This is a genomic window from Kitasatospora sp. NPDC086791, assembly GCF_040685975.1.
Taxonomy (GTDB): Bacteria; Actinomycetota; Actinomycetes; order Streptomycetales; family Streptomycetaceae; genus Kitasatospora.
This window is the reverse complement of sequence record NZ_JBFBOC010000008.1, coordinates 59179-77314: the sequence shown is the minus strand read 5'-3', so window position 1 is coordinate 77314 and position 18136 is coordinate 59179. Positions and strand designations below refer to the sequence as shown.

Here is an 18136-nt window from a genome sequence, read left to right as displayed (position 1 = left end):
GCCGCACCGCCCTCCCCCACAGGAGAACCCCCATGACCGCTCCCAGCCCCGCCCAGCAGGGCATCTGGGTCAACGAACGGCTCGCACCGCTCGCCTCCGTGCACCACATGCCGTTCACCGTCCACTTCGACGGCCCGCTCGACGAGGCAGCGCTCGCCAGGGCCTGCGCCGACCTCGTCGACCGTCACCCCGCCCTGTGCCAGGTCGTCGAGGAGGAGGCGGACGGGACACCGGTCGTGCGCACCGGCCCGCCCGCCGCCCTGGTGATCCGGACCGTGGCCGACGACGCGCTGGAGACGGAGCTCCGGGCCGTCTGCGCGGCCCCCTTCGACCTCGCGCGCGGCCCCCTCGTCCGCTTCGAACTGCTGCGCACCGCAGCCGATCGCGCGACCCTGGTGGTCGTCGCGCACCACCTGGTCTTCGACGGCACCTCCACCGACCTGCTGCTCTCGGACCTGGCCCGCTGCTACGCCCACCGGGCGGGACACGGCGAGGCGCCCCCGCCGCCGCCCGCCGCGGCACCGGACCGCGAGACCGCCCCCGAGCGGCTCGCCCGGGCCACCGCCTACTGGAGCGGCCGTGCCCTGCCCGAACCCGAGGTGCTGTTGCCGGGCCTGCTCGGCACCGTGCCGGCCGTCGGCCCCGGCCGGTCCGAGGTGTTCGACCTCGACGGCCCGCTGGTCGCCGAACTCGAACTCACCGCGGAGAAGTCGGGCGTCACCCTCTACGAACTCCTGGTCGCCGCCCTGCACACCCTGCTGCTGAACCACGGCAACCCGCGCCCCGCCCTCGCCCTCGATCTCGGCACCCGCACCCCCGAACAACGCGGCACGATCGGCGCCTACGTCAACGAGCTGCCGTTCACCACGCAGCCCGACCCGCAGCAGCCGTTCGGCGCCTACGCCCGGGAGGTGCGGACCGCGCTGCGCGACCTCTACCCGCACCGCGAGGTGCCGCTGGCCCGGGCCCTGCCAGGCCTGCGACCGGGCGTCGCGCTGGCCCCGGTCTCCTTCACCTACCGGCGCCGGATCGCCCCCGTCGCCTTCCCCCGCCTCGACTCCCGGACCGACTGGGCGGTCTTCCCCGGCACCGCGCGGGGAGCCCTGCGCATCCACGCCGTCCACGGACCCGACCGCCTCACGGTGCAGCTGATGCACCAGCACGAGGCCATCCGGCCCGGCGATGCCGCTCGACTGGCCGAGCACCTGCGCGCCCTGCTGGCGGCCGTCGCCGCCGCACCGGACCTGCCGCTGGCCGACCTCGCCCCCGCCGGGGCCGGACCGCTCGTCGGCCCGGAGGCGTCCGCGCCCACCACCCTGCCCGCCCTGCTGCGCGCGGCGGTCGCCGAGCACGGCGACCGCGTCGCCCTCGTCGACGGCGCACGCTCCTTCACCCACCGGGAGCTCTTCTCAGCGGCCGCGGGCCTGGCACAGCGGCTGGTCGGTGCCGGAGTCGCCGGCGGCGACGTGGTCGCCGTGTGCGCCGAACGCTCCGCCGAGATGCTGGTCGCGGTGCTGGGCACGTCCCTGGCCGGAGCGTCCTACCTGCCGCTCGACCCGTCCTACCCGGCCGACCGCCTGGAGTTCGTCCTCGCCGACGCGGGCGCCCGGCTGGCGCTCGTCACCTCCCGCAGCGCCGACCGCCTGCCCGGAGACGGGCGTTCGATGCTCCTCGACGACGTGCTCGACACCGCTCCCGAGGCCGGCCCGCCGCTGCCCGAGGCGGACCCCGACGACAGCGCCTACCTGATCTACACCTCCGGCTCGACCGGCCTGCCCAAGGGCGTCTCGGTTCCGCACCGCGCCCTCGCCCAGCTGCTGCTGGCCTTCCGAGCGGAACTCTCCGCCGGCCCCCGCGACGTCTGGCTGGCCGTCACCTCGCTGTCCTTCGACATCTCCGCACTCGAACTGTTCCTGCCCCTGGTCACCGGCGGCCGGGTCGTGCTCGCCGACGACGCACAGGTCCGCGACGGCCGGGCGCTCGACGAGCTGATCGCCCGGCACGCCGTGACCACCGTCCAGGCCACCCCCTCGGGCTGGCGGATGCTGCTGGACTCCGGCCTGGACGCGCCCCACCTGGACGCGCTGTGCGGCGGCGAACAGCTGCCCCTGCCACTGGCGGTGCGGCTCCGGACCAGGGTCGGCACCCTCCGCAACGTCTACGGCCCCACCGAGACGACGATCTGGTCGACCTGCGCCCGGATCCCGCGGGACCCCGCCCGCATCACCGTCGGACGCCCGATCGCGGGCACCCACGCCCTGGTCGTCGGCCCGGGGAACCGGCCGCTGCCGCACGGCGTGGTCGGCGAACTCGCCATCGGCGGAGCCGGGGTCGCCCACGGGTACCGCAACCGCGACGACCTGACCGCGGCCCGGTTCGTCGACATACCCGGCGCCGGCCGCTGCTACCTGACCGGCGACCTCGCCAGGATCGACAGCACCGGCGAGCTGGAGTGCCTCGGCCGCCTCGACGACCAGGTGAAGCTGCGCGGCCACCGGATGGAACTCGGCGAGATCGAGGCCAGACTGCTGGAACACCCCGCGGTCACCGCCGCCGCCGTCGCCGTGCACGGCACCGCTGACGCCCCCGGCGGACAGACCCTGGTCGCCTACCCGGTCTGGCGGCCGGACGCCACGCCCCCCGACCAGGGCGAGCTCCGCGCCTTCCTGCGGCGCCTGCTCCCCGAGGCGATGATCCCTCAAGTGGTCCACCCGCTGACCGAGCTGCCGCTGACCCCGAACGGCAAGACCGACCGGCGGGCCCTGCCCGCACCCCTCCCCGCGGCCACCGGCGAACCGGCCGGGGAGGAGGACGACGAACTCGCGCAGGAGGTCGCGGCGATCTGGTGCGAGGTCCTCGGGATCCCGTCGATCGGCCTGCACGACGACGTGTTCGAACTCGGCGCGCACTCGCTGTCCGTCACCCAGGTCGCCGCCCGGCTGCGCAGTCGCCTCGGCGTCGACGTACCGCTCGACGCGTTCTTCGACGGCCCCACGGTCGCCGCGCTGGCCGCCGCCGTAGAGGCCGAGATCCTCGGAGAGGAGCCCTCCTGATGGACACCCTCGACCAGACGCCGACCCGCCGGGACGTGCTGGCGACCCGGCTGGCCGAACGCCGGGCCGCCGCCGCGGCCGCCGCGATCGCCGCCCGCCCCGCGGGCGAACGGCCCCCGCTGTCCTTCGCCCAGGAGCGGCTGTGGTTCGTGGAGCAGCTCTCGCCCGGCACCGCCGCCTACGTCCTGCCGACGGCGGGCCGGATCAGCGGCCACCTCGCCCCCGACGCACTGGCCGAAGCCCTGCGCCGGGTGGCCGCCCGGCACGAACCGCTCCGCTCGTCCTTCCCCGAGGACGAGTCCGGCCTGCCCACCGTCCGCATCGCTCCCGCCGAGGACTTCTCCGTGCCCTGGGAGACCAGGGACCTCACCCACCTCCCGGCCGAGGCCCGCGAGGCCGCCGCCCGCGAAGCCGTCGAGACCGAAGCGGCCCGACCCTTCGACGTCGCCCGCGGCCCGCTGCTGCGCGCCCTGCTCCTCCGCCTGGCACCACAGGACCACGTCCTCGCGCTCTGCCAGCACCACCTGGTGGGCGACGGCTGGTCGGGCGGACTGCTCGTCGACGAACTCCTGACGGGCTACCAGGACGTCCTCGCCGGACGACCGGCCCTGCCCGAACCGGCCGTGGGCTACGGCGACTTCGCCCGGTGGCAGCGAGAGCGGCAGGAAACCCCCCGGGCCGACGCCGCGGCCGCCGACTGGGCCGCGCGCCTGCACACCGTCCCACCGCTGGACCTGCCCACCGACCGGCCGCGCCCCGCCGTCGCGGGACACGACGGCTCCACCCACCTGTTCCGGCTCTCCGACGAGGCCCGGGCCGCCGCCCACACGCTGGCCGCGGCGGGCGGCGCCACGCTCTACATGACCCTGCTCGCGGCCTTCCAGGTCGTGCTGCACCGCTGGAGCGGACAACGGGACTTCGCCGTCGGCAGCCCGTTCGCCGGCCGCCCCTCCGAGCAGATCGAGGACCTGATCGGCCTCTTCTCCACCGTCCTGCCGATCCGCGCGGACCTGTCGGCTCCCGACGGCGTCGATCCCGACGGCACACCGGACTTCCGGACTCTGCTCGGCCGCGTCCGCGCCACCGCCCTGCACGCCCAGGCGCACCAGGACACCCCGCTGGAACGCATCGTGGAACGGCTCGACCTGCCCCGGGACCTCTCCCGGCCACCGCTGTTCCAGGTCTCCTTCGCCCTGCAGAACCACCGTGCCGTCACTCCCCGTGCTCAGGGGCCGGACTGGCGGACCTTCCCGTTCACGGGCAGCGGAGTGCACCTGGACCTCGGGCTGTACTGCACCGAGACCCCCGAAGGACTGGACGGGTTCATCACCTACCGCACCGACCTGTGGGACGACGCCACCATCGGCCGACTCGCCGGACACTTCGAGAACGCCCTGCTCGCGGCCGCCGCCGACCCCGAACTGCCCGTCGAACGGCTCCAGCTGCTGAGCGACCAGGAGACCCGGCGCCAACTCCATGAGTGGAACGCCACCGGGGCGGCACGGCCCGTCGCCGACACCCTCGACCGCGCCGTCGCCGACCGCAGCGCACTCACCCCCGACGCGACGGCTCTGGTCCACGACGGCCAAGCCCTCGGCTACGCCGAACTCGACCGGCGGGCCAACCGGATCGCCCACCTGCTCCGCGCGCACGGCGCGGGCCCCGACACCCTGGTCGGCGTCTGCCTGGACCAGGGCCTCGACCAGGCCGCCGCCCTGCTCGGCGTGCTCCGGGCCGGCGCCGCCTACGTCCCGCTCGACCCCGAGCAGCCCCGTGAACGCCTGGGCCACATGCTCACCGACTCCCGGCCCGCCGTCGTGGTCACCGTCAGCACCCACCGCCACCTGGTGGAACGGGCCGGCAGCCCGCTCCTGTGCCTCGACACCGACCGCGACCGCGTCGACCGCGCCCCCGCCACCCCACCCGGCCACGAAGCCGGCCCCGACCACCTCGCGTACGTGATCTACACCTCCGGCTCCACCGGCCGCCCCAAGGGCGTCGCCGTCCAGCACCGGCAGGTCCTCACCTACCTGGCCGGGGTGCGCGCGCGCTTCGCCGAAGCCGGCCTGGAGGACGGCGCCCGCTACGCCCTGCTACAGTCCCTGGCCTTCGACTTCGGTCTCACCACGCTCTACCTGGCCCTCACCACCGGTGGCACCCTGCACCTGCTGCCCGCCCGGACCGGCGGACGCGAACTGGCCGCGGCCCTCGCCGAACAGCGCATCGACTGCGTGAAACTGACCCCCTCCCACCTGCAGGCGCTGACCGCCGAGGTCGACGACCCCAGTGAACTGCTGCCCCGGAAGCTGCTCATCCTCGGCGGCGAAGCCTCCGGCTGGGAGTGGGCCGCGGATCTCGCCCGACTCGGCGCCACCCGCGGCTGCCGGGTGGTCAACCACTACGGCCCCACCGAGACCACGGTCGGCGTCACCACCCACCTGGTGGACCCCGGCCGCGCCCCGGACTCGCCGACCACCCCGATCGGACGCCCGCTGCCCGGCGCCCGGATCTACGTCCTGGACCGTCACCTGCGACCGGTGCCGCTCGGGGCGACCGGCGAACTCTGGATCGGCGGCGACCGGTTGGCCCGCGGGTACCTCGGGCAGCCCGAACTGACCGCCGAGCGCTTCCGCCCCGACCCGTTCGCCCCGCCCGGCCGGACCACCGCCCGGATGTACCGCAGCGGCGACCTGGCCCGCCAGCGCGTCGACGGCACCGTCGATTACCTCGGCCGCGGCGACCAGCAGGTCAAGATCAGGGGCTACCGGGTCGAACTCGGCGAGGTGGAGGCCCACCTCGCCCACCTGCCCGGCGTGTCCCAGGCCGTGGCGGACGCCCGCGGACCGGCCGGCGGCCTCTCCCTGATCGGCTACCTGGTCGCGGCCGACGGCGCCGAACACCCACCCGCCGCGCAGCTACGCGCCGAACTCGCCGAGCGGCTCCCCGACTACCTCGTCCCCAGCCGCTTCGTGTGGCTCGACACCCTGCCCCGCCAGGCACACGGCAAGGTCGACCGCAGGGCACTGCCCGACCCCGCCGCCGAGTCCGGATCCACCGCCGCCCACCGCGCCCCGGCCACCCCCGCCGAGGAGGCGTTCGCCCAGGTCTGGGCCGACCTGCTCGACCTCGAACAGGTCGGCGCCGACGACGACTTCTTCGACCTCGGCGGCCACTCCCTGCTCGCGATCCGGATGGTCGCCGCCGTCCGCCGACGCCTGCCGGACGCCACGCCGCTCACCCTGATGGACGTCTTCCGGGAACGCACCCTGGCCGCCATGGCCGCCCTGGCCGCCCGGCCCCGCGAGGAGCACGGCCCGCGCCGACTGCTCCACCGCCTCACCCCGCCCGCGCCGCCCGCCGGGAACCGGCTGACCCTGGTGTGCCTTCCCTACGGCGGCGGCAGCGCCGTGGTCTACCAGCCGCTGGCCGACCACCTCCCGCCCGACGTCGCGCTGCACGCCGTGGCCGTACCCGGACACGACCTGGCCCTGGCCGAGGAGTCGCTACCGCTCGCCGAGGTGGCCCGGCTGTGCGTCGAGGAGATCAAGGAGACGGTGCACGGTCCCGTCGCCGTCTACGGGCACTGCGGCGTCGGCGGTGCCCTGGCCGTGGAGGTCGCCCGCCTGATGGAGGCCGACGCCCTGCCGCTCGTCGGCGTCTACCTCGGCGGCATCTTCCCGTTCGCGCGCCCCACCGAAGGACTCCTCGGCCTGCTGTCCCGCTTCTCCGCCCTCGACCGCCGCCGCAGCGGACGACTCCACCTCAACTGGCTGCGGGCCATGGGCGCCGACCTCGAAGGCCTGGAGCCCGAACAGCTCACCCTCCTCGTGCACAACATCCGGGAGGACTCCCGGGCCGCCGAGGCGTACTTCACCGAACGCCTCGCCGCCGGCCCGATCGGCGTCACCGCACCGGTGGTGTCCGTGATCGGGTCGGCCGACCCGAGCACCGAGTTCCACCGCGAACGGCACCGCGAGTGGGGCTTCGTCGGCCCCACCACCGCCGTGGCCGTCCTCGACCGGGCAGGCCACTACTTCCTCAAGCACCGGGCGGCGGAACTCGCCGACATCGTCACCGGCACCCACGAGGCGGTCGCGCGCGGGGAGGAGGAGCACCTGGGCGAGGACCGCAGGCGCCGCGGCGCCGGCTGGTGGCTGGACGGTACCCACCGCGCGGCCCCGGCCGCCGACACCGCCGACACCCGGGGCGACCTGCGCCGCTTCCTCGCGGTGGCGACCTCGCAACTCGTCTCCCAGACCGGCTCCGCCCTGACCGAGTTCGCTCTGCCCCTGTGGATCTACCTGCAGACCGGATCGCTCGGCCGGTTCGGCCTGTTCGCGGTCCTCGGCATCGTGCCCGGCCTGATCGCCGCCCCCTTCGCCGGAGACCTGGTGGACCGAGCCGACCGGCGCAAGGTCCTGCTCGCCTCGGCCTCGGTCTGCGGACTCGCGGAGGCCGCCCTGGTCGCCCTCGCCGCCACGGGCGCTCTACGACCGTGGCACGTCGGCGTCCTGATCGCGGTGCTGTCCGTGGCGCTGACCGGCCAGCGGCTCGGCTTCCAGAGCGCCGTCCCGCAACTCGTCCCCAAGCGCTACCTCGGCCACGCCAACGGCATGCTCCAGGTCTCCGGCGGCATCGCCCAGGTCGTCGCCCCCCTGGCCGCGGTCGGCCTCACCGCCGCCCTCGGCATCGGCGGCGTACTGGCCATCGACGTCGTCAGCTACGCCCTGGCCGTCACGGTGCTGCTCGTCGTGCGGTTCCCCGGCCGACTGCCCGCCCGCCGCCGGGAGACCGTCGGCCGGGAACTGCTCGCCGGACTGCGTCTGGTGAGCGCGACCAGGGGCTTCCGGTCGATGCTGCTCTTCTTCGCCGTGCTCAACCTCTTCCTCCCCGTGCTCTTCCAACTCGTGCCGCCGCTCGTGCTCGGCTACTCGACACTCGGATCGGTCACCGCGGTCTCCCTGGCCGGCGGACTCGGCGCGGTCGCGGGCGGCACCGCGATGAGCGTCTGGGGCGGCCCCCGGCACCGCCGCATGCGCGGCATGCTCCTGGCGACCCCGGCGCTCGGCCTGTTCGCCGCCCTCGCGGGGCTGAGGCCCGACCTGCTCCTCACCTGCCTCGGCATCTTCGGGCTGTCGGTCGCCCTCTCACTGGTCAACGGGATCTACCTGACGATCGTTCAGGTCAAGGTGGCGCAGCGCTTCCACGGTCGGGTGATGGCACTCAACCAACTCGCCGCCTGGTCGACCCTGCCGATCGGCTACCTGCTGATAGCCCCCCTCGGAACCGCCGCCCTCGAACCGCTCCTCGCCCCCGGCGGCGGCCTCGCCGACACGGTCGGCGCCGTCCTCGGCACCGGAGCCGGCCGCGGCATCGGCTTCCTCTATGTCCTGCTCGGCGCCGCCATCGTCGCTCTGGGCCTCGTCGCCCTGAGGTCCCGCACCCTGGGCCGCTTCGACACCGAGGTCCCCGACGCCCAAGCCGACGACCTCGTCGGACTCGACGAACTGCACTCCGCCCGACGCTGAAGCGGCCACCGCGCGGCAGGGCCCGCACAACGCGCCCCTGCCGCGCCCGGCCCCGCCGCGCAGCCCGGAACGTGACCGACTGCCGCCCCGGCACGGTGAGCCGCCCTGTCGACCGCGTTGTCGGTATTCCGCGAACCGCCGCCGCAAGGCCTCACAACCTACCCGGGCAGGAGCCCGGTCAACCGGGTTTCCTGCTCCCGGCCGCACGGACAGCCGGATCTGCGAAACTGGAGCGCGTGTCCAGCGCTCCGCAGCCCCAGCCGTTCGCCTACCTCCAGGCCCCGAACGCGGCCCTGTACGGCCAGGTCCTGGCGGTCTTCGCCCAGGCGAGAGAGCGGTTCATCGTCCATCTGCGGCCGGAGGACGTCGCCGCCGAGCTCCGTCGGGACGCGGCGCCGGACGCGTCTTCGGCGGTCGCGTCGATCGAGGCGGTCGGCGGCGCGCTGGAGCAGTTGGTCGATTGGGGGAATCTCCGCGCGGACGCCGACACCGGCCGGGTGACATCGGTCGAGGACTTCCATCGGGCCCGCTACCTCTACCAGTTGACCCAGCACGGCCAGGCCGCTCTGCGCGCGCTCGCCGTGTACGAGCAGGCGTTGGGCCGGCGCGGCCAGCTGCAGTCGGTCGCGCTGGCGGACATCGCCGAGCAGTTGGGGTCGTTGCTCGTCCTGGCGGAGCACCCTGATCCCGATCCGGGGAAGGCGCATCTGCTGCTGCTCCAGATCGCGGAGCGGTTCGGGAGTCTCGCGGACAACGCCCAGGCGTTCATGGCCTCGCTGCGTCGCACCATCGACTTCCAGGACGGCGACGAGGCTGCGTTCATCGCGTACAAGGACCGCCTCGTCGAGTACATCGAGCGGTTCATCGCCGATCTGGCGAACCGCGGCGCGCAGATCGCGAACCTGCTCACCCGGCTGAACGCGGCCGGCGTGGAGCGACTGCTGCTGGCCGCGGCGCAGCGCGAAGCCGGGGACGCCCTGCCGGATGCCGCACCGGAGGCCGACGTGGACGGTCGGCAGGCGGAGCAGGCCCGCGCAGCGGCGACGAGTGCCGCGCTGACCGCCTGGGAGAACCGATGGCGGGGCCTCACCGACTGGTTCCTCAGCCGCTCCAGCAGGCAGCCCTCCCAGGCGAAACTGCTGCGCGGCGCGGCGGTCAGCGCGATCACCGCGCTCGTCAACACGGTCGCCGCGCTGAACGAGCGGCGCGGCGGACGCTCGGACCGGTCGGCCGACTTCCGGGCACTGGCCCGGTTCTTCGCACAGACCCCGGATGACAACGCCGCGCACCGACTCTGGCGAGCGGCCTTCGCCCTCGCCCCGGCCCGGCATCTGACCGTGGACACCGCCACCGAGGCCGCCTGGCAACAGGCCGATCTCCCGGCTGGTACGCCCTGGGCGCAGGCCCCACCGCTGGAGATCAGCCCCCGGCTGCGCGAGACCGGCTCGTACGAGCGGCGCGGCATGCCCAACCGGGTCGCCGACCGGGCGGCCGAGCGGCAGGCACTGGCCCGGCAGGTCGAGCTGGAAGCCGTCCAGACCGCCGCCGCCCGGGCCCGGCTGGCCACCGACGGCCCGGTCCTGCTCTCCGAGCTGGCCGGCCCGGACGGCCTCGACCCGCATGCCTTCCAGCTGTTCCTCGCGGTCCTCGGCGACGCCCTCTCGGCCCGGGTACCGGGCGCGAGCGAGTCCTCGGCGATCACCGGCGACGGCACGATGGAGGTCCGGCTGAAGCTGGTGGACCCCGACACGGTGGTGCGGGTCCCGACTGCGGACGGTGTGCTGCACGGGCCCGAGCACATCATCGAGATCATCGACCTCGCGCCCGTCGGGAGCACGGCATGACCGACCCCACCGACCTCCAGGCCGAGCGCCGGCGGGCCGCCCGCGCGCTGCTGGCATCGCCGCTGATGACCAGTGGCAACGACGACTTCCGGTTGGTGCGCAAACACGCCGGCGAACTGGCGGCCTGGTTCACCCAGGAGACCGGCTGGCGGCTGGTGGTCGACACCGAGACCGCGCGGCTGCACAAGACACCGGCCCGCCTGGACGACGCGACCCGGCCCGCCCGCGCCCCGCGCACCAAGGTGCCGTTCACCCGCCGCCGTTACGTGGTGCTCTGCCTGGCGCTGGCGACGCTGGAGCGGGCGGACGCGCAGATCACCCTCGGCCGGCTGGCCGACGGCGTGCTGACGGCGGCGGGCGACCCGGTGCTGGCCGCTGCCGGGATCGAGTTCCGGATGGACCGCCGGGAGGAGCGGTCCGATCTGGTGGCCGCAGTCCGGCTGCTGCTGGAGTGGGGGGTGCTGCACCGCGTGGCGGGCGACGAGGAGGCGTACCTGTCGGAGGCGTCCAACGACGTGCTCTACGACGTTCGCCGCCGCGTCCTGGCCACGCTGCTCGCCTCGACCCGGGGCCCGTCCACCATCGAGGCCGTCAACCCGGACCACCGTCTTGCCGCGCTCACCGCCGAGGTCGCGCCGGACACCGATGAGCTGCGGCTCCGCGCGCTGCGCCATCGGCTGACCCGCCGGCTGCTGGACGATCCGGTGGTGTACTACGCCGAGCTACCCGAGGACGAGCGCGCCTACCTGGTCTCGCAGCGCCACGCGATCACTCGCCGGATCACCGAACTCACGGGCCTGGTCGCCGAGTTGCGCAGCGAAGGAATCGCCATGGCGGACCCGGACGACGAGCTCACCGATGTCCGGATGCCCGAGCAGGGCACCGACGGCCATGCCACCCTGCTGGTCGCCGCCCACCTCGCCACCGCCGACGGCGCCCGCACCGAGCCGCAACTGGTCGAACTGGTACGGCAACTGGCCGTGCAGCACCGCTCGTACTGGCGCAAGACCGCCGCTGAGCCGGCAGCGGCGGCCGAGTTGCTCGCCCAGGCTCTGGACCGGCTGACCGCCCTCGATCTCATCACCCGCGACGGCGACTCGGTCACCGCCAAGCCCGCGCTGGTCCGATACGCCCTGGCCGCCCCGACCATCCGAAAGGCCCGCTCCCGCTCATGACCCTGCCGCAGCCCACCAAGAACCGCTGGCAGCCACTGCGCGCGGGGCTCGTCGACCTCTTCCACTACGACGCCGAGGAGTTCCGCTTCCACGACGGGCGACTGCTGCTGCGCGGCAACAACGGCACCGGCAAGTCGAAGGTGCTCGCCCTCACCCTGCCCTTCCTGCTCGACGGTGAACTCGCCGCCCACCGCGTCGAACCGGACGGCGACCGCGCCAAGCGCATGGAGTGGAACCTGCTGCTCGGCGGAAAGCACCCGAACGACGAACGCACCGGCTACACCTGGCTGGAGTTCGGCCGGATCGACGAGGACGGACGACCGCAGTACCGGACCATCGGCTGCGGCCTGAAGGCGGTCAAGGGCCGTGGCATCGCCAAGCACTGGTTCTTCACCACCACCCTGCGCGTCGGCCCCGATCTGCCACTGCTGTCCGCCACCCGCGTCCCGTTCACCCGGGAGCGGCTGCGCGACGCACTCCAGGGCCACGGCCTGGTGCACGACACCGCCGCCGAGTACCGCCGCGCCGTCGACGAGCAGCTCTTCGGCCTCGGCCAGGGCCGCTACGAGGCCCTGGTCAACCTGCTGATCCAACTGCGCCAGCCGCAGCTGTCGAAGAAGCCGGACGAGAAGCTGCTCTCCAAGGCGCTCACCGAGGCCCTGCCGCCACTCGATCCGGCCCTGGTCGGCGAGGTCGCCGAGGCGTTCCGCGGCCTGGACGAGGAGCGGCACGCCCTGGAAGCGCTGGCCGAGGCGTCCGGCGCCGCCGCCAACTTCCTCGCGCACTACCGCCGTTACGCGCAGATCGCCGCCAAGCGGCAGGCCGGCGTGCTGCGCGTCGCCCACAGCCGGTACGAGCACCTCGGCCGCGACCTCGGCGAGGCCGAGACCGAACACGCCACCGCCGAAGAACAGTTGACGCAGGCGGAAGACCGTCTGGAAGAGCTGGAGGACAGCCGCGCGACCCTGGCCGCCACCCGTGATGCCCTGAACCGCAGTCCGGAGATGGACGCCGCCCGCGAGCTGGAACAGGCCGGCAAGACCGCCGAAGCGTTGCGCGCCGTCGCCGACGACCGCGCCGACGCCTGCCGCACCGCCCGCCGCCAGACCGACGAGTGGCAGCGCCGCGCCGCCGGCGCGCACGCCCAGCACGACACCGACCGGGCCGCCCTCGCCGAGGCCGCCTCGGCCGCCCGGCAGGCCGCCGAGGCGGCCGGCATCGACCACACGGCCGTGGCCGAGACCCTGGAGCGGGACCACGCGCCGTTCCCGGAGACCCGCAGGGCGGGCGAACGGGCCGTCGAACGCCGCCGCCAGGCCGTCATGGGCCTCACCGCGCTGCTCACCGCCGCTGAGCGGGCCCACGGGCAGGTGCGCGCCGCGCAGACCGAGGCCGCCCGCCGCGCCGCCGACCTGGACGCCGCCCGCGAACGCTCGGCCGAGGCGGCGCAGGCGGTCACCGAACAGGGCGCGGACCTCCTCGCAGCCTGGCGGACCTGGGCCGCCGGCACGGTCGAGCTACGCCTGCCCGACCCCGACCACGCCCTCTCGGCGCTCGAAACCTGGACGGACACCCTCGCCGGCCCCAACCCGGCCGCCGAGGCCACCGAGGCCGCCTACCGCACAGCCGCGGGAGCCCTCACCCGCCAGGAGGCCGCGCTCGACGCCGAGCACGCCGCCACCCGGCAGCAACTCGTCGCGATGGACGAGGAGATCGCCCGTCTGGAGTCCGGCGGCCACGACACCCCGCCGCCGCCGCACACCCGCGATCCGCATGCCCGCTCCGACCGCGCCGGAGCGCCACTGTGGCGGGCGGTCGACTTCGTCGAGACCGTACCGGCCGAGCAGCGGGCCGGGATCGAGGCTGCGCTGGAGGCCGCCGGACTGCTCGACGCCTGGCTCACCCCGGACGGCGCCCTGCTCGACGCGGACGACGCCGTCCTGCTGTCCTCCGGCCCGGCCGCCCCCGGCGCCGGCCTCTCCTCAGTACTGCGCCCGGCGGTCGACCGGGCCGATCCACTGGCCGCCGCCCTGGCCGACACCGCCGTCCACGCCGCCCTGAACGCGATCGGCCTCGACGGGGACACCGGTCATCACACCTGGGTGGACGCCGACGGCCGCTACCGGATCGGCGCCGTGACCGGCCGCTGGACCAAGCCTGCCGCCCACTACATCGGCGAGGGTGCCCGGGAGTCCGCCCGCCGCGCCAGGCTCGCCGAACTCGCCGTCCGTCGCGGCGAATTCATTGACCAGCTCGCCGAGTTGGACCGGCAGCGCGGTACCGTCCGGGCACGCGCCGCCGCGCTGGCCGCCGAGCAGCAGAGCACGCCCGCCGACCACGCGCTGCGCGAGGCGCACGCCCGCCACAGCCACGAGGCCGAGGCGGTACGCCGCCAGGCCGACCGGCTCGACGAGGCAGCGCAGGAGGCCACAGCCCGACGGGAGGACGCGGAGCACGCCGATCAGGAGGCCACCGACTACGCCCGGGACACCGACCTGCCCGCCGACCGCGAGCAACTCGACCAGGTACGCGACGCCGTGTCCGGCTACACCGCCGCGCTCGCCGCGCTGCTCCCGGCCGCCACCGCCCGAGCGCGGTCCGCTGCCCTCGCCGCCGAGGCGGAAGCGGAGGCCGAGACCGCCGCCGGCGCGCTCGCCGAAGCCGAGGACGCCGAGACCGCCGCCCGCCGAGCCGCCGACGCGGCCACCGAGCGCCACCGCGTGCTGGCCGACACCGTCGGCGCGAGCGTCGAGGAACTGTTCCGCCGGCTGGCCGACACCGATGCCGCCATCGCCGCACGGGACGCCGAGGAGAAGACCACCCGGCGCGCCCGCGACGCCGCCATGACCGCCCGCGCCCGGGCCGAGGGCCGGCGCAGCGAGATCCGCGCCCGGATCGAGGAGGCTGCCGCCGAACGCGACCGTGCCGTGACCGCCCTGCGCTCCTTCGCCGCCACCGGCCTGCTCACCGCCGCACTGCCCGGGATCACCGTCGCCGTCCCCGCGCTGGACGAGACCTGGGCGCCGACTCCGGCCGTGGCACTGGCCCGCACGGTCAACCAGGAACTCGACGGCACGGACGACTCCGACCGCCGCTGGGAGCTGATCCAGCAGCGGATCTCCACCGAGCACAAGGTGCTCACCGACGCCCTCGGCCGCCACGGCCACTCGGTGGGCATGACCCTGCACGACGGCATCGTGATCGTCGACGTGGTGTTCCAGGGCCGCTCCCACGACGTGCCCGCCCTCGCCGACTCGCTGCGCGAGGAGGTCGAGCAGCGCGGCCTGCTGCTCTCCGCCAAGGAACGCGAACTGCTGGAGAACCACCTGGTGGGCGAGGTCGCGGGAGCACTCCAGGAGCTGATCACCGGCGCCGAGGAGCAGGTCGCGGCGATGAACGAGGACCTGGCGGCCCGCCCCACCTCGACCGGCATGGCCCTGCGCCTGCAGTGGCAGCCCGCCAAGGACGCGCCGGCCGGCCTCGAAGCCGTCCGTGCCCGCCTGCTGCGCCAGTCCTCGGACGCCTGGACGCCCGCCGACCGCGCGCAGGTCGGCGCGTTCCTCCAGGCCCGGATCGCCCAGGACCGCGAGGACCACCCCGCCGACTCCTGGGCCGACCAGCTCACCCGCGCCCTGGACTACCGCGGCTGGCACTCCTTCACCATCCAGCGCCGCCAGGACGGCCAGTGGAAGCCGGCCACCGGTCCCGCCTCAGGCGGCGAACGGGTGCTCGCCGCCTCCGTACCGCTGTTCGCAGCCGCCTCCTCGCACTACTCCTCCGGCCATCCGCACGCCCCGCGCCTGATCGCGCTCGACGAGGCGTTCGCGGGAGTGGACGACGACTCCCGGGCCAAGTGCCTCGGACTGCTGGCCTCGTTCGACCTCGATGTCGTCATGACCAGCGAGCGTGAGTGGGCCTGCTATCCCACCGTGCCCGGAATCGGCATCGCCCAGCTGAGCCGCCGCGAGGGGATCGACGCCGTCCTCGTCACCCCCTGGCGGTGGGACGGCACCGCACGCACCCGCGAGGAACGACCGGTCCCGCACATCCCCGGCCCTGCCGCGCCGAAGGCCGCCGAAGACCGCGCGCAGCCGTCCCTCCTCGACGACTCGACGGTGTAGCCGGTGACCGATCTGCCGAGGCTGCGTCGCCTGCTCGGCGGCCCCGAGACCGCCTGGCTGGTGGACCGGGTGCGCGAGCGGCTGTCGACCGGACGTGCCCTGGACACCCCGGTCGCGCTCAGAACCGCGACCGGGGAGCAGCGCCGCGCGATCGAGCTTCTGCTGGGCCGCCGCCTGCGCTCCGGCACCTCACTGACCGTTCCCCTGGCCGAGGTCGACCGGGTGCTGCGCGAGTCCCTGGCCTGCCCGGACGGCCTCGCGGCGGCGGTAGTGGCACTGACCGGCCCGGTCACGGACCGACGGGCCCGGGACGCCCGCCTGTCGGCGGCGTGGCAGCAGGCATGGGTCGTACTCGACCACCCGACCATCACCGAGCGTCCCGAACTCGCCTCCTGGCGAGCCAGGATGGAGGCGACCGGCCTGCTCAAACGGCTCTCCGGAGGCGATCCGGCGGCAGCCCGCCGCCTGGCCGCCGACGCGGTCCCCGTGCTCTCCCAGCTCCCGGCAGACGGCCTCACCCTCCCCACCCTCTCCGCCCGAACCCTCGGCGACGCCCACGCGCTGGACGAAGGCCGCCCGCTCGCCACCCTCGTCCACTCCGCCGTCCGGGCACTCGCCGGGCCGCCCGCCGACGCGATGTCCGGCGCCGCGGGCCGCCGCGCCGCCTGGGCCGCCGTCGGCGTGGCGCTGGACGAACTCTCCTCCCGCGCCCTGACCCTCGGCCTGCCCGGCTCGACCACCGGTACGACCGGTCGCATCCTCGCCGCCGCCCACGAAGGCGGCGAACCCTGCTTGCTGACCCTCCGCCAGCTGGTCGGGCAGCCGCCTCGCCTCGGCCTCGCGGGTCGCCTCGTCCACGTCTGCGAGAATCCCGCAGTCCTCGCCGCCGCCGCCGACGAACTGGGTCCGGACTGCCCACCACTCATCTGCGTCGAGGGCAACCTCTCCGTCGCCGCCCGCACCCTGCTCACCCACATCACCGACCAGGGCTGCCCGATCGCCTACCACGGAGACTTCGACTGGGGCGGCATCCGCATCGCCACCGGCGTCCTACGCCTACCCGGCGCAACCCCCTGGCGCTACGACGCCCCCTCCTACCTCGCCGCCGTCGAGCACGGCCTCGGCACCCCGCTCACCACCGGCACCCCGACCCCCACCCCCTGGGACCCGGCACTCGCCGCAGCCGTCACCGAGCACGCCGTCCGCATCGAGGAGGAGCACCTGCTCGACCAGCTGCTCGCCGACCTCCGCCGACACGCCGTACGGCCCTGACACCGCGGAAGCCCGACACCCGGCACCACCCCCGTGGCCGGCGAACCGGGGCGGGGGTGCTTCGCCGAACTTCAGTCCGCGGAAAACTCGTTCGTCGACTTCGGGGAGACACAGTCGGGTGCGGGCGGTCACGAGCGCGGTTTGCCAGACATCCGGGGTGAGATCCTCCCGCAGGCGGATTCACTGGTCGTCGACCCGCCGATGTCATTGGCGCGGTGACCCGCCCACGTCCACCAGCGCAGGTCACCATGAGCACGCCGGGTCACCAAGGTCCCCCCGGGGTGGACGGTGTCCAGACGGTCGTCACGCGCCTCGGCGAGCTCGGCCGTGGCCCGCTTGGTCAGGCGGACCGGCGGGTCCTGGCCGAGCAGGACGTCACGGGCCGCCCGAGACAGCTGGAACGAGCGGACGCGCCCCGCACCGAAACCGCCCCAGCGTGCCCGCCCGCCCTCGTCGGCCGGCTCGACCAAGCAACGCTTGCGGCTCCAGTCGATGTACGTCACCAGCCAGCTGCGGCCCGCCGGAAGCAGCTTGCGCGGACCTTCGACGTCCTCGGTGAGCAGGTCGGGCCCTGTACGCCCGATCTCGCTGCGACCGTTGAACACCGTGAACTCCGGCGGGGCGGTGACCATCGCCGTCAGCTTCATGAAATGGCGATGCCCGTAACGGCGTTCGGCCTCGGGCCCGATGACCAACAGGCCACCGTCCTGGTCGAGGCATCCCTGCTCCACCAGGTGGTGGACGATGGGCGCCGGGGCTCGGGTGGTGCGACGACCGGCTCCCCCCAGCCTCGCGACCACTGGAACAGGAGCGCAGCCGCCGAGAGCAGCCCGTCGCCGCTGAGCGCCAGGAAAAGGCAGTTGCGTGTCGCCCATCGGCAGATCACGCGAAGCCTCGACGAAGGCCGGATGCTCATCCTTCGCTTTCTTACCGGCGATGAGGCGCCACAGTCAGTCCGCAACTCTCGACGCCGCCAGAGTCAGTGAAGCTCGTGTGAGACTCCATGTACACCATCCCGCGGCACGGCCCCCTCCCGATGGGCAGCCCACGGAAGGAGGGGCGCCTTGCGAGAACCTCACGAGCCCACGATCGTCGGATCACGCCTCGCCATCCCTGCGGCGGACCTCCTGACGAGGAGCCACG

At 74.5% G+C, this 18136-nt stretch carries 6 protein-coding genes and 1 pseudogene; 6 read left to right on the top strand and 1 reads right to left on the bottom strand.

Annotation, left to right across the window (positions count from 1 at the left end; translation table 11 throughout):
• Positions 1-32: 32 nt before the first annotated feature.
• From AB0Q99_RS14095 to AB0Q99_RS14070, 6 genes are all read left to right on the top strand, one after another.
• Positions 33-3053 (top strand): amino acid adenylation domain-containing protein, encoded by a 3021-nt coding sequence (locus AB0Q99_RS14095; protein ID WP_363571369.1) that lies wholly within the window; start codon positions 33-35, stop codon positions 3051-3053.
• On the top strand, positions 3053-8581 hold the full coding sequence (locus AB0Q99_RS14090; RefSeq protein WP_363571367.1) for an amino acid adenylation domain-containing protein: 5529 nt from the start codon (positions 3053-3055) through the stop codon (positions 8579-8581). The genes AB0Q99_RS14095 and AB0Q99_RS14090 overlap by 1 nt, the downstream gene beginning before the upstream one ends.
• 236 nt (positions 8582-8817) lie before the next feature.
• Entirely contained in the window at positions 8818-10425 is a 1608-nt protein-coding gene (locus AB0Q99_RS14085; protein ID WP_363571365.1) for a TIGR02677 family protein, read from the top strand.
• A complete protein-coding gene (locus AB0Q99_RS14080; protein ID WP_363571364.1) occupies positions 10422-11600 on the top strand; it encodes a TIGR02678 family protein in 1179 nt (392 codons plus the stop codon). Before AB0Q99_RS14085 ends, AB0Q99_RS14080 begins: the two co-directional genes overlap by 4 nt.
• The gene (locus AB0Q99_RS14075) at positions 11597-15721 is read left to right on the top strand and encodes a TIGR02680 family protein (protein WP_363571362.1); all 4125 of its coding nucleotides are present in this window, start codon (positions 11597-11599) and stop codon (positions 15719-15721) included. The genes AB0Q99_RS14080 and AB0Q99_RS14075 overlap by 4 nt, the downstream gene beginning before the upstream one ends.
• 3 nt (positions 15722-15724) lie before the next feature.
• Positions 15725-16993: a TIGR02679 family protein gene (locus AB0Q99_RS14070; protein ID WP_363571360.1), complete on the top strand. Its 1269-nt coding sequence runs from the start codon at positions 15725-15727 to the stop codon at positions 16991-16993.
• A gap of 39 nt (positions 16994-17032) precedes the next feature.
• On the opposite strand, the pseudogene AB0Q99_RS14065 reads toward AB0Q99_RS14070, so the two are convergent.
• Positions 17033-17861: pseudogene (locus AB0Q99_RS14065) on the bottom strand (ATP-dependent helicase); the annotation flags it as partial.
• Positions 17862-18136: the final 275 nt, after the last annotated feature.